The organism is Microbacterium xylanilyticum (assembly GCF_054654695.1).
On record NZ_BAAIEN010000002.1, the window covers coordinates 818,286 to 830,887 of the forward strand.

8 protein-coding genes are annotated in these 12,602 nt (G+C 70.6%); 6 read left to right on the forward strand and 2 right to left on the reverse strand.

Going from position 1 to position 12,602, the window contains the following annotated elements:
* Window positions 1-21 precede the first annotated feature (21 nt).
* The 5 genes from purH (at window position 22) to ACYQ1L_RS04515 (ending at window position 8,316) form a co-directional block, all read left to right on the forward strand.
* On the forward strand, window positions 22-1,629 hold the full coding sequence (purH, locus tag ACYQ1L_RS04495) for a bifunctional phosphoribosylaminoimidazolecarboxamide formyltransferase/IMP cyclohydrolase (protein WP_460003048.1): 1,608 nt from the start codon (window positions 22-24) through the stop codon (window positions 1,627-1,629).
* A gap of 368 nt (window positions 1,630-1,997) precedes the next feature.
* The gene (locus ACYQ1L_RS04500; RefSeq protein WP_460003049.1) at window positions 1,998-3,572 is read left to right on the forward strand and encodes an AlkA N-terminal domain-containing protein; all 1,575 of its coding nucleotides are present in this window, start codon (window positions 1,998-2,000) and stop codon (window positions 3,570-3,572) included.
* Window position 3,573: 1 nt separating this feature from the next.
* Window positions 3,574-4,080: a methylated-DNA--[protein]-cysteine S-methyltransferase gene (locus ACYQ1L_RS04505; protein ID WP_460003050.1), complete on the forward strand. Its 507-nt coding sequence runs from the start codon at window positions 3,574-3,576 to the stop codon at window positions 4,078-4,080.
* Window positions 4,081-4,603: 523 nt separating this feature from the next.
* Complete coding sequence (locus ACYQ1L_RS04510; protein WP_460003051.1) at window positions 4,604-6,511, forward strand: ABC transporter ATP-binding protein; 1,908 nt, start codon at window positions 4,604-4,606, stop codon at window positions 6,509-6,511.
* Entirely contained in the window at window positions 6,508-8,316 is a 1,809-nt protein-coding gene (locus ACYQ1L_RS04515; protein ID WP_460003052.1) for an ABC transporter ATP-binding protein, read from the forward strand. The genes ACYQ1L_RS04510 and ACYQ1L_RS04515 overlap by 4 nt, the downstream gene beginning before the upstream one ends.
* Window positions 8,317-8,436: 120 nt before the next feature.
* On the opposite strand, the gene ACYQ1L_RS04520 is transcribed toward ACYQ1L_RS04515, so the two are convergent.
* Together ACYQ1L_RS04520 and ACYQ1L_RS04525 are read right to left on the reverse strand one after the other, a co-directional pair.
* The gene (locus ACYQ1L_RS04520) at window positions 8,437-9,282 is read right to left on the reverse strand and encodes an endonuclease domain-containing protein (protein WP_460003053.1); all 846 of its coding nucleotides are present in this window, start codon (window positions 9,280-9,282) and stop codon (window positions 8,437-8,439) included.
* Window positions 9,283-9,675: 393 nt separating this feature from the next.
* Window positions 9,676-10,128, reverse strand: a complete 453-nt coding sequence (locus ACYQ1L_RS04525; protein WP_460003054.1) for a GNAT family N-acetyltransferase — start codon at window positions 10,126-10,128, stop codon at window positions 9,676-9,678.
* 210 nt (window positions 10,129-10,338) lie between these two features.
* Here ACYQ1L_RS04525 and ACYQ1L_RS04530 point away from each other — a divergent pair, with 210 nt between their 5' ends.
* Window positions 10,339-12,558 carry an NADP-dependent isocitrate dehydrogenase gene (locus tag ACYQ1L_RS04530; RefSeq protein WP_460003055.1) on the forward strand — a complete coding sequence of 740 codons (2,220 nt, stop codon included), beginning with the start codon at window positions 10,339-10,341 and terminating at the stop codon, window positions 12,556-12,558.
* Window positions 12,559-12,602: the final 44 nt, after the last annotated feature.

Sequence of the window (12,602 nt, forward strand, 5' to 3'; positions counted from 1 at the left end):
CCTACCCGGAAGGAACCCCCGATGGCCGGTCCCGCCCACGACCCGTCCCTCTACCGTCCCCGCGATGCGGTGCGCATCCGCCGCGCGCTCGTCTCGGTGAGCGACAAGACGGGCCTCGTGCCGCTCGCCCAGGCGCTCGCCGACAACGGCGTCGAGATCGTGTCGACCGGATCCACCGCGCAGACCATCCGCGACGCGGGCATCGACGTCACCGACGTGGCCGCCGTCACGGGCGTCGCCGAGATGCTCGACGGACGCGTCAAGACGCTGCACCCGGCCATCCACGGTGGTCTGCTCGCCGACCTGCGTCTGGAGGATCACGAGGGCCAGCTCGAGCACCTCGGCATCGAGCCGTTCGAGCTCGTCGTGGTGAACCTGTACCCGTTCGTCGAGACCGTGGCCTCCGGCGCGGTCGGCGACGACGTGGTCGAGCAGATCGACATCGGCGGGCCGGCCATGGTGCGCGCGGCGGCGAAGAACCACGCGAACGTCGCCATCGTCGTGTCCCCGGAGTCCTACCCCGCGATCGTCGACGCGGTCGCGGCCGGCGGCACCACGCTGGCGCAGCGCCGGGAGCTCGCCGCGCGGGCCTTCGCGCACACCGCTGCCTACGACGCGGCCGTCGCGTCCTGGTTCGCGGAGGGCACGCTGATCGATGAGGGCGACCTGCCCGCCCACCTCACGATCCAGGCCGAGCGCCTGGCCACACTGCGATACGGCGAGAACGCGCATCAGCGCGGTGCGATCTACACGCGCGCGGGCGGACACGGCATCGCCCAGGCGACGCAGCTGCAGGGCAAGGAGATGTCGTACAACAACTACGTCGACGCCGACGCGGCCCTGCGCGCGGCGTACGACATGGTGCATCCGGCGGTCGCGATCATCAAGCACGCCAACCCGTGCGGCATCGCCACGACGGCGCCGAACGCCCTGGATCCCATCGCGAGCGCTCACCTGCGCGCACACGAGTGCGACCCCGTCTCGGCCTACGGCGGTGTCATCGCCGCGAACGGGACCGTGACCCTGAAGATGGCGGAGAACCTGAAGGACATCTTCACCGAGGTCATCGTGGCGCCGGCGTTCGAGCCCGCCGCGCTCGAGGTGTTCAAGGCGAAGAAGAACCTCCGCCTGCTGCAGCTGCCCGACGACTGGCAGCAGGAGCGCATGGACGTGCGCCTCGTGTCCGGCGGCCTGCTGCTGCAGGACGCGGACCGCTTCCCGGACGACATCGTCTCCGTTGCGAAGAACTGGGAGCTCGTCTCGGGCGAGCGCCCCGACGACCAGGAGATGGAGAACCTCATCTTCGCGTGGAAGGCGTGCCGCGCCGTGAAGTCGAACGCGATCGTGCTCTCCAAGGCGAACGCCACGGTCGGCGTCGGCATGGGCCAGGTCAACCGCGTCGACTCCTGCCGTCTCGCTGTCGAGCGCGCGGGAGACCGTGCGGCCGGATCCGTCGCCGCCTCCGACGCGTTCTTCCCGTTCGCCGACGGCGCCCAGGTACTCATCGACGCCGGCGTCACGGCGATCGTGCAGCCCGGTGGATCCGTGCGCGACGAGGAGGTCGTGGATGCCGCGCGCAAGGCCGGCGTGACGATGTTCTTCACCGGAGAGCGCCACTTCTTCCACTGACCGATCCCGGTCTGGATCCCCGGCCCGGCCGCCCGGCCGCCCGTGCCGGATCCTCCCGGATCCCCGGCCCGATCCCGGCCCGGCTCCTTTGCGCGAGACCCCCACGCAGCGCCGAAACCCCCACGGGGAGACGTCGCTGCGTGGGGGTTTCGGCGCGCTGTGGGGGTTTCGGCGCGCTGTGGGGGTCTCGGCGCGCTGTGGGGGTTTCGGCGCGCTGTGGGGGTTTCGGCGCGCTGTGGGGGTTTCGGCGCGCAAGGGCGCGCAAGGGGTGGGGGATCCCGCATGCCGGCGGTGCGGGGTCAGAAGCCGGGCACTGTCGTGTCCGATTTCCGCGAGCCTGCGGGAATCGGACGTGCCAGAGTGGAGGCATGAGCTTCCCCGGGATGACCTTCGAAGAGCGGTACCGCGCGATCGACGCGCGTGACACCCGCTTCGACGGGCAGTTCGTGACGGCGGTCCGCTCGACCGGCATCTACTGCCGCCCGAGCTGCCCCGCCCGCACCCCGAAGCCGGAGAACGTCACGTTCTTCCCGACGAGCGCGGCAGCGCATGAGGCGGGGTACCGCGCGTGCAAGCGGTGCCTGCCCGAGGCCGCGCCGGGCTCGCCGGAGTGGAACCTGCGCGGCGACGTCGCGGCGAGGGCCATGCGCCTCATCGCCGACGGCGTGGTCGAGCGCGAGGGCGTGCCGGGTCTCGCCACCCGCCTGGGCTACTCGACACGGCACCTCACCCGGCTGCTGGCCGCGGAGCTGGGCGCGGGACCGCTGGCGCTGGCCCGCGCGCACCGTGCGCACACCGCCCGCATGCTGCTGGTCGGCACCGACCTGCCGGTCGCCGACGTCGCGTTCTCCGCGGGCTTCGCGAGCGTGCGCCAGTTCAACGACACGGTGCGCGAGGTGTTCGGCCTCGCCCCGGGGGAGCTGCGCGCACGACGGCATGCTCGCGAGGCGGGCGCCACGGCGGCCGTTGTCCCCGGTGAGATCGATCTGCTGCTGCCGTACCGGAAGCCCTTCGACGCGGCGGGCCTGTTCGCCTGGATGCGCGCCAGGGCGCTGCCCGGCGTGGAGGAGGCCGGCGAGCGCAGCTTCGCCCGGCACCTGCGCCTGGGCGGCGGGCCGGCCTGGTTCGCGCTGAGCCTGGACGACGCAGACCGCCTGCACCTGCGCGCCCGGCTGACCCAGCTCGGCGACCTGGCCCCGCTCGTCACCCGTGCCCGCCGGCTGTTCGACCTCGACGCGGATCCCGAGGCCGTGGACGCCGCGCTCGCCGCGCACGAGCCGCTGGCGCCGCTGGTCGCCGCCGTGCCCGGGATCCGCGTGCCGGGCGCCGCGGATCCGCACGAGATGCTGATCCGCGCGATGATCGGCCAGCAGATCACGGTGGCCGCCGCACGCACCGCGCTGACGCAGCTCGCCCAGGAGCTGGGGGAGCGGGTCGGATCCGGCTCCGAGGGGACCGGAGAGGGGATCCTCTTCCCGACCATGGCGGCGATCGCCGAGCGCGGGCACGAGGTGCTGCGCGGCCCGGCGGCCCGGATCAGGGCCGTCACGGGCGCCGCGGCGGCGCTCGCCGACGGCTCGCTGCGGCTGACCGCCGGCGACGACGGCGCGGCCCAGCGGGCGGCGCTGCTCGCCATGCCGGGAATCGGGCCGTGGACCGCCGACTACGTGCGCATGCGCGTGCTGAGCGACCCCGACGTGTTCCTGCCCGGCGACATGGCAGCGCGTGCGGGCGCCGGTGCGGCCGGCCTCCCGTCGGAGGCGGGACCGCTCACGGCCTGGGTGACGCGCACGGCGCCGTGGCGCAGCTACCTCACCGCGCATCTGTGGCGCGCGGCGCCGGCGCGGCCGGGGAGGACCCGGCGCGCTCGTGCGACCGCGCTCGGCGCCGCTCCGGGTGCGGCGAATGACGTGCCGACATCACGACCACGGAAGGACCCTTGAGATGACCGCCATCATCCAGACCATCGACACCCCCGACGGCCCGTTCACGATCCTGGCCGACGAGCACGACCGCGTGCTCGCCTCCGGCTGGACGGCCGATCACGACGCGATCCTGCAGCGTCTCGCGGAGAAGAACCGTCCCACGGACGTCGAGGAGGGCGGCACTGCCGCGGCGGCCGCTGTCGCCGCGTACTACGCCGGCGACCTCGCAGCGATCGACACGGTCGAAGTGCGCCAGTTCGGCACCGACATGCAGACCGCCGGCTGGGAGGCGCTGCGCCGGATCACCCCGGGCGAGCCGCTCACGTACACCGAGTTCGCCGTCGCCCTCGGCAAGCCAGGGGCGGTGCGTCCTGCGGCCTCCATCTGCGCGCGCAACGCGCCCGCGCTGTTCGTGCCCTGCCACCGGGTGCTCCGCACCGACGGCACCCTCGGCGGCTTCGCCTGGGGCGAGGACGTGAAGCACCGTCTGCTCGACCGGGAGGCCGCGCACGCGACCGCCGCATGAGGGGATCCCGTTTCGCGCGAAGCCCGTTCGCTCGATCACGCGAAGCGCGCTCCCTCGATGACGCCGCGCTGTTCGCGGGGACGCCGTCGGGGAGCGGGCTTCGACGGGTGCGAGCGTGCCGATCCCGCCGCCCGGGAATGCACGGGCGCCGTCCCGTGCTGGTGTCAGTGCCGGAGGATCCTCCGGTCGCAGCAGTCCGAGGAGGTGTCACGACGATCGTGAGATCGATTTCGGGAAAACGCTTGCGTACAGACGCTTCACAAACGTAGGCTGAACGGCTGTCGCGTCAACCGACCCGGCGGCCGTCGAACCGAGGAGGACACCATGCCCACGATCACCACTGCGTCGTCGATCAGCGCTGTCGCCGGTTCGCCCCTCGCTCCGGCCGAGGACTGAACCGCTCCGGTTCCTCCCCGGCCCGGGTGCTGCGAAACGACACCGGCCGCTCATCGCACGGATGCCTCGCATCCGCTCCTTCTCGTCCCCTGCCGTCCCTTGAGGCGATACGTCACTGCTGAGAACCATGTCTGAAGAATCCTCGTCCTCCTCAGCCTCCACCTTGTCCACGCCCCGCGCGCTGGCGCGCCTCGCGCCGTTCGTCAAGCCGGTCGCCTGGCGCCTCGTCGGCGGCGGCGTCTCCGCGCTCGCCGCGGCCGTGATCGCCCTCTGCGTCCCCCTGCTCCTGCAGGTGGTGCTCGAGGGGCCCATCGCGACCGGCGAGATCGGCGCCATCATCTGGGGCGCGATCGCGGTCACCGTGCTCGCCCTCGGCGAGGCGCTGATGGTGTGGCTGCGCCGGCAGTTCGTGCTGAACCCGGCGACTCAGGTCGAGTACCGCATGCGCACGCAGCTGTACTCGAACCTGCAGCGGCTGCCGGTCGCGTTCCACGACCGCTGGCAGTCGGGCCAGCTGCTCAGCCGCATGATGCAGGACATCGGCCTGATCCGGCGCTGGCTGGCGTTCGGGCTCGTCCTGCTGGTGGTCAACCTGCTGACGATGCTCATCGGCGCGGTGCTGCTGTTCCGCTGGCACTGGCTGCTCGGCACGATCTTCCTGCTCACCGCGGTGCCGCTGTGGATCTCCGGCTTCCTGTTCGAGAAGCGCTACGGTGTGCTCACGCGCCGCAGCCAGGACCAGGCCGGCGACCTCGCGACGAGCGTCGAGGAGAGCGTGCACGGCATCCGCGTGCTCAAGGCGTTCGGCCGGGGCAAGCACGCCCTCGTGAAGTTCGCGCGCCAGGCGGAGTCCCTGCGCGAGACCGAGCTCAGCAAGGCCCGCTCCGTCGGCTGGATCTGGTTCTGGCTCGTCCTCATGCCGGAGATCGCGTTCGCGCTGAACCTTGTCGCGGGGATCTGGCTGATCGCCCAGGGCGCTCTGACGGCACCCGAGCTGTTCGCGTACTTCGCGATGGCGACCGTGCTGCGCTGGCCGATCGAGTCGATCGGGTTCCTGTTCTCCTTCATGTTGGACGCGCGCACGGCCACCGACCGCGTGTTCGAGATCTACGACGAGCAGAACACGATCACGGATCCGGCGAAGCCCGTCACGATCGCCGAGCCCCGAGGTGAGCTCGCATTCGAGGGCGCGCGGTTCCGCTACCAGGACGCCCGTCCGCACGAGCGGGACCTGCTCGACGGGATCGACCTGGTCCTGCGCCCCGGCGAGACCATGGCGCTCGTCGGCGTCACCGGATCCGGCAAGACCACGCTCACGACGCTGCCCACCCGCCTGTACGACGTGACCGGCGGGCGCGTGACGCTCGACGGCGTCGACGTGCGCGACCTCAGCCTGGCCGAGCTGCGCACCCACATCGCCATGGCGTTCGAGGACGCGACGCTGTTCTCGGCCACCGTGCGCGAGAACGTGCTGCTGGGCCGGGCAGACCTCGACATCCACAGCCCCGAGGCCGAGCGGGTGCTCCGCGAGGCGCTCGACGTCGCCCAGGCCGGATTCGTGGACACGCTCCCGGACGGCGTCGAGACGATGATCGGCGAGGAGGGGCTGAGCCTGTCCGGCGGGCAGCGCCAGCGGCTCGCCCTGGCGCGCGCCGTCGCAGCGAAGCCGAAGGTGCTGGTGCTGGACGACCCGCTGTCGGCGCTCGACGTCGACACCGAGGCCCTCGTCGAGGAGGCGCTGCGGCACGTGCTCGCCGAGACGACCGCGCTCATCGTGGCGCACCGGCCCTCGACCGTGGCGCTCGCCGATCGTGTGGCGCTGCTGCAGAACGGCAAGGTGACGGCGGTCGGCACGCACTCGGAGCTGCTGCGCACGAGCGCGCACTACCGCCACGTGATCTCCAGCCTGGAGGCGGAGGAGGCGGCGCGCACCGGGGCGATCCCGGTCGTCGCGGCGCCGGTCTCTGAGCTTGTCGAAGGGACGCCATCCCGCACGGACGAGGACAGCATCGAAGCAGAGGAGGTGCAGGCATGAGCGTCGTCGGAACACAGGACGAGGACCGCTCCGACCTCACGCGCGAGGAGAGCAGGGCGATCCGTCGCCGGTCGCTGCGGCTGTTCGGGTCGCTGATCGCGCCGCTGAAGGTGCAGATCACCTTCACCGCGCTGGTGCTGGTGATCTCGACGGCCGCGCAGGTCGCGGGCCCGGCGCTCGTCGCCTACGGCCTGAACACCGCCCTGCCCGCCGTGCTGAAGCACGCGGACTGGATCCCGACGGTCGCCGTCGGCATCGTCTACCTCGTCGTCGGCACGCTGGGATCCGCGCTCATCGGCTGGTACGCCGTGCTCACCGCGCGCATCACGCAGGCGGTGCTGCTGGATCTGCGCAAGCGGATGTTCCTGCACACGCAGCGGCTCAGCCTCGAGTTCCACGAGAGCTACACGTCGGGGCGGATCATCTCCCGGCAGACGAGCGATCTCGACTCCATCCGCGAGCTCCTCGACGGCGGGCTCAACCAGCTCGTCTCGGGCCTGCTGTACGGGGTGTTCACCTTCATCGCGCTGGTGCTCGTGGACTGGCAGTCGGGCGTGGTGCTCGTGCTCGCCGGGATCCCGCTGGTGTACCTGATGCGCTGGTTCTACCAGCGCTCGCAGCTCGTGTACCGCGAGTCGCGGGTGATCAGCGCGAAGGTGATCGTGCAGTTCGTCGAGACCATGACCGGGATCCGCGCCGTCAAGGCGTTCCGCAAGGAGCCCCGCAACGACGTCTCCTTCCAGGAGGTCGCCGGCGACTACCGCGACGTGAACCGGCGCTCGATGCTGCTGTTCGGCACGTTCGAGCCCGGGCTCATGGCGGTCGCCGCGCTCACCCTCGGCGTGGTCGTGGTCTGGGGCGGCGTCCGCATGGCGGATGGGCAGATCCAGGTCGGCATCCTGCTCGCCGCCGTCCTGTACGTGCGCAACTTCTTCGCGCCGATGCAGGAGATCGCGATGTTCCTGAACTCGTTCCAGTCCGCCACGGCGGCGCTGGAGAAGGTGTCCGGCGTGCTGGAGGAGGTGCCCACGGTTCCGGACCCGGTCGCACCGGTCGATCTCTGGGAGGCGAAGGGGCACGTCCGCTTCGACGACGTCGAGTTCGGCTACGCGGCGGACCGGGTGATCCTGCCCGACTTCTCCCTGGACATCCCGGCGGGGCAGACGATCGCGCTCGTGGGGACCACGGGGGCCGGGAAGTCGACGCTCGCGAAGCTGGTGTCGCGCTTCTACGACCCCACCGCCGGTTCGGTGACGCTGGACGGGGTGGATCTGCGCGATCTGCACCCGAAGGACCTGCGTCGCGCGATCGTCATGGTGACGCAGGAGGCGTACCTGTTCAGCGGCACGGTCGCCGACAACATCGCGCTCGGCAAGCCCGACGCGACGATGGAGGAGGTCCGCGCGGCGGCGCGTGCGGTGGGCGCGGACGCGTTCATCGAGTCGCTCCCCGACGGATACGAGACCGACGTGAACAAGCGGGGCGGGCGCGTCTCGGCGGGGCAGCGGCAGCTGATCTCGTTTGCGCGCGCCTTCCTCGCGGATCCCGCCGTGCTGATCCTCGACGAGGCGACCGCCTCGCTGGACATCCCGTCGGAGCGGCTGATCCAGGACGCGCTGCAGACGCTCCTCGCCGACCGCACCGCGATCATCATCGCTCACCGGCTGTCGACCGTGGCGATCGCCGACCGGGTGCTGGTGATGGAGCACGGCCGCATCATCGAGGACGACGCCCCCGCCGCGCTCATCGCCGGCACCGGCAAGTTCGCGCAGCTCCACGCGGCCTGGCAGCAGACCCTGGTCTAGGGACGCCAGCGGCCGGCGGCTGCTCGTCGGCAGGACACTCGGAACTCTGGAGGACGTGATCCCATGGAACGTCCTCCAGAGTCGCGGTCGTCCTGCGCGATGCGCGGTTCGCGATCCCGGTCACCACGAGGACGGCGCGCGGTGCGCTCCGCGCGCGATGGCCGCGACCAGGATGCGCTCGACGCCGGCCCAGTCGTGCATGATCTGCGCGTAGGAGAAGCGCAGGACCGTGTAACCGCGCATCCGGAGCTCGGCGTCGTGCGCGATGTCGCGGGACCGGTCCGCAGACGATGAGTGGTAGGCCCAGCCGTCGACTTGAACCACCAGATGCGTGCCGATGAGGAAGTCGACATCATGGCCGGCGAGTCGCACCTGGAATCGCAGCCGAATGCCCCAGCTGCTCAGCCGGACGTGGAAGATCGTCTCGAGAGAGGATCCGGTTCCGCCGCGCACGTGGTCAGCGACCAGCCGGGCCGATGAGCTGCGCCAGGCCACCTGCCGCAGCGACTCCAGTGCGATGGATTCCTTGCGGATCGCCGACTCCCAGATGGCCGCGGCCTGGTCGAGTTCGAAGCACTGCGCCGCATGGGCGAGTGCGTCCTCGACGCTCGCTTCGAGGACGCGCGAGCGCACGGGACCCAGCGGCTTCGCCCAATGCACGAGCAGCCCCTCGCCGCGCACGGATGCGTGTCGGGGCAGATGCACATGGAGCCGGTCGTCGGCTTCGGGCGGAACCCACCAGTCGCGGCGGCGTGCCAGCGACACGCACGTGATGCTGCCGCCGGTGTCGGCAGCGCGCGCCAGATCTTCCGGAGCCCACGAGGTCGCGATCCACCGGGACCTGATCCTTCGCACGGCGCCTTCGCGGATGGCCGCGCGCACGTGCGCCGGCGAGAACCCCGCGGCCGCCGCGTCTTCACGATGTCCGATGCCGCCTCGCGCGGCGAGCCACTGCTCCAGATGCATGCGCCCATGATGCGCAGGCGTGTGCGCGGCGCGGAGTCGCGTACAAGGATCCGGGGAGATCTCGTCCGCCCCGCAACATGTGGAGGACGATGTCCCGAGCTGCTTCGCAGGACGCCCGCAACTCTGCAGGACGGAAACGGAGGAATCGTCCTGAGAAGTGGCGGGCATCCTCCATCCGGAGGGGAGGAGGATGAAGGGAGGAGGGAGGCCGCGAGAGACGGGGCGTGAGCGGGCGGCCGAGGACCGTCGGCAGTCGGTTCCGGCGGTGTGCCGACGTGTGGGCGACACCGGGTGATGCGCGAACAGACTGATGACGACGGGGCTTCGATGGGGGAGGGGATTCGAAACCCCGCCGCCGATCTCAGCGTACTGTGCAACCCGCCTCAGCAGGTGTCAGAAACGGATCTCCGCGATCACTTCGCCGTATTCCGTCTCGCCCACCGGAGTGAAGCCCACGCGCTGGAAGAAGGCCTCGGGCCCCTCGTCGCCGGCCTCGTAGATCACGTTCACGTGCTCGAAGTCGCGCTTGCGCGCCTCCTCGACCAGGCTCTCGACGGCGAAGCGGCCGATGCCGCGTCCCTGATCGTCCGCGTCGACGTTGATGCGCCACAGCACGGAGCGGAAATGCTCCTCGAGGGCGTCGTGGTCGAAGTTGGCGCTGACGAAGCCGACGACCTCGTCGCCGTCCAGCACGACGCGCTGCCAGCTGGTCTGCGGGTTCATGACGGTCGCCGCGATCCCGTAGGACACCGGCGCGAGGTACTGCTCCTGCCCGGGCTTGAGGGAGAGGTTGTTGACGGCGACGATCGTCGCCGCGGACAGTTCAACCAGTCGCAGTTCCGTCATGGACCAAGGCTAAACCACGGACGGCCCGCGTGCGGGGCCTCGTCGAAACGTGGGGAGAAGTTCACCTGCGGTGTTCCCGGATCCGCAGGATCCACGCGCGCGAGCCGCGGCAGGTATCTTGGTCTCGAGACAAATCGTGTGCGTTTCCCCGCGTGATCCTCTGCGCGGGCCGCTGTCTTGAAACCCTTCCTGCGTGAAACGGAGACCCCGGTGACCGACGACGCCATCATCTACACCTACACGGACGAGGCGCCGGCACTGGCGACAGCCTCGCTGCTGCCGATCGTCCAGGCGTTCGCCCACCAGGCGGGCGTCGACATCGAGACCCGCGACATCTCGCTCGCCGGTCGCATCCTGGCAGCTTTCCCGGAACGCCTGAGCGCCGGTCAGGCCGTGGGCGATGCGCTCGCCGAGCTGGGCGGTCTCGCGACCACGCCCGAGGCCAACATCATCAAGCTGCCGAACATCTCGGCGTCCATCCCGCAGCTGAAGGCGGCCATCGCCGAGCTGCAGCAGAAGGGCTTCGACGTCCCCGACTACCCGGACGACGCGACCACGGTCGAGGAGAAGGACATCCGGGCCCGCTACGACCGCATCAAGGGCTCCGCGGTCAACCCCGTGCTGCGCGAGGGCAACAGCGACCGTCGCGCCCCTCTCGCCGTGAAGAACTACGCGAAGAAGCACCCGCACCGCAACAAGGCGTTCGGCGAGGGATCCAAGACGCACGTCGCCACCCTCGGTCACGACGACTTCAAGGCGAACGAGAAGAGCTGGGTGTCGCCCGGAGACGACGTGCTGACCATCCAGCACGTGTCGGCCGACGGCCAGGTCACCGTGCTCAAGGAGAACCTCAAGGTGCTCCCGGGCGAGATCGTCGACGCGACGTTCCTGAACGCCGCCGCCCTCGACGCCTTCCTCGCCGAGACGCTCGCCGAGGCGAAGGCGGAGGACGTGCTGTACTCCGTTCACCTCAAGGCGACCATGATGAAGGTCTCCGACCCGATCATCTTCGGTCACGTCGTGCGCGCCTACTTCAAGGACGTCTTCGACCAGTACGGCGAGCAGCTCGCCGCCGCGGGCCTCACCGCGAACGACGGACTCGGATCCATCCTGGCGGGTCTCTCCGGCCTCGAGGGCGGCGAGGAGATCGCGGAGGCCTTCAGCCGTGCGATGGCGAACGGACCGCGCCTGAGCTACGTGAACTCCGACAAGGGGATCACCAACCTGCACGTGCCCAGCGACGTCATCGTCGACGCGTCGATGCCCGCCCTGATCCGCAACGGCGGCAAGCTCTGGGGCAAGGACGGCGGCGAGGACGACACTCTCGCAGTCATCCCGGACTCGTCGTACGCCGGCGTGTACCAGGCGACCATCGAAGACGTGATCGCGAACGGCCCGCTGGATCCGGCGACGATCGGCACCGTCCCCAACGTCGGGCTCATGGCGCAGGCCGCCGAGGAGTACGGCAGCCACGACAAGACGTTCGAGATCGCGGCGGACGGCGCCGTCCAGGTCGTGACGTCGTCCGGCGAGGTCGTGCTCGAGCACCAGGTGCACAAGGGCGACATCTGGCGTGCCACGCAGACGAAGGACGTCCCGGTGCGGGACTGGGTCAAGCTCGCCGTGAGCCGCGCCCGTGCCACCGGTGCTCCCGCCGTGTTCTGGCTGAACCCGGCGCGTTCGCACGACGCCGCCCTCATCGCCAAGGTGACCGAGTACCTCAAGGAGTACGACACCACGGGCCTCACGATCGAGATCCTCACCCCTGAGGAGGCGACGCGCTACTCGCTCGCCCGGATGCGTAAGGGCGAGGACACCATCTCCGTCACGGGCAACGTGCTGCGCGACTATCTCACCGACCTGTTCCCGATCCTCGAGGTCGGCACCAGCGCGAAGATGCTGAGCATCGTCCCGCTCCTCGCCGGCGGCGGGCTGTTCGAGACGGGCGCGGGCGGATCCGCCCCCAAGCACGTGCAGCAGCTCGTCGAGGAGAACTACCTGCGCTGGGACTCGCTGGGCGAGTTCTTCGCCCTCGCCGCGTCGTTCGAGCACTTCGCCGACCGCACCGGCAACGCCAAGGCGGCGATCCTCGCGAAGACGCTCGACGCCGCGACCGGCACGTTCCTCGAGAACGACCGCTCGCCGGGCCGTGCCCTGGGCACGATCGACAACCGCGGCAGCCACTTCTACCTCGCCCTGTACTGGGCGCAGGAGCTGGCGAAGCAGACGGAGGACGCCGAGCTCGCCGCCGCCTTCGCGCCGGTGGCCGCGGCGCTCGCGGCGGACGAGGAGCGCATCGTCTCGGAGCTGCTCGCCGTGCAGGGCAAGCCCGCGGAGATCGGCGGCTACTACCGTCCCGACGGGGCGCTGGTGGCCAAGGTCATGCGCCCTTCCGCCACGCTCAACGCGGTCATCGACGGCCTGGTCTGATCGGGACGACGAAGGGGGCGGGTGCTGCGGCACCCGCCCCCTTC

What these genes read in the sequence shown, in the direction of transcription:
- purH (WP_460003048.1), top strand. Translation starts at nt 22, where the DNA reads ATGGCCGGTCCCGCCCACGACCCGTCCCTCTACCGTCCCCGCGATGCG.
- ACYQ1L_RS04500 (WP_460003049.1), top strand. Translation starts at nt 1,998, where the DNA reads ATGAGCTTCCCCGGGATGACCTTCGAAGAGCGGTACCGCGCGATCGAC.
- ACYQ1L_RS04505 (WP_460003050.1), top strand. Translation starts at nt 3,574, where the DNA reads ATGACCGCCATCATCCAGACCATCGACACCCCCGACGGCCCGTTCACG.
- ACYQ1L_RS04510 (WP_460003051.1), top strand. Translation starts at nt 4,604, where the DNA reads ATGTCTGAAGAATCCTCGTCCTCCTCAGCCTCCACCTTGTCCACGCCC.
- ACYQ1L_RS04515 (WP_460003052.1), top strand. Translation starts at nt 6,508, where the DNA reads ATGAGCGTCGTCGGAACACAGGACGAGGACCGCTCCGACCTCACGCGC.
- ACYQ1L_RS04520 (WP_460003053.1), bottom strand. Translation starts at nt 9,282, where the DNA reads ATGCATCTGGAGCAGTGGCTCGCCGCGCGAGGCGGCATCGGACATCGT.
- ACYQ1L_RS04525 (WP_460003054.1), bottom strand. Translation starts at nt 10,128, where the DNA reads ATGACGGAACTGCGACTGGTTGAACTGTCCGCGGCGACGATCGTCGCC.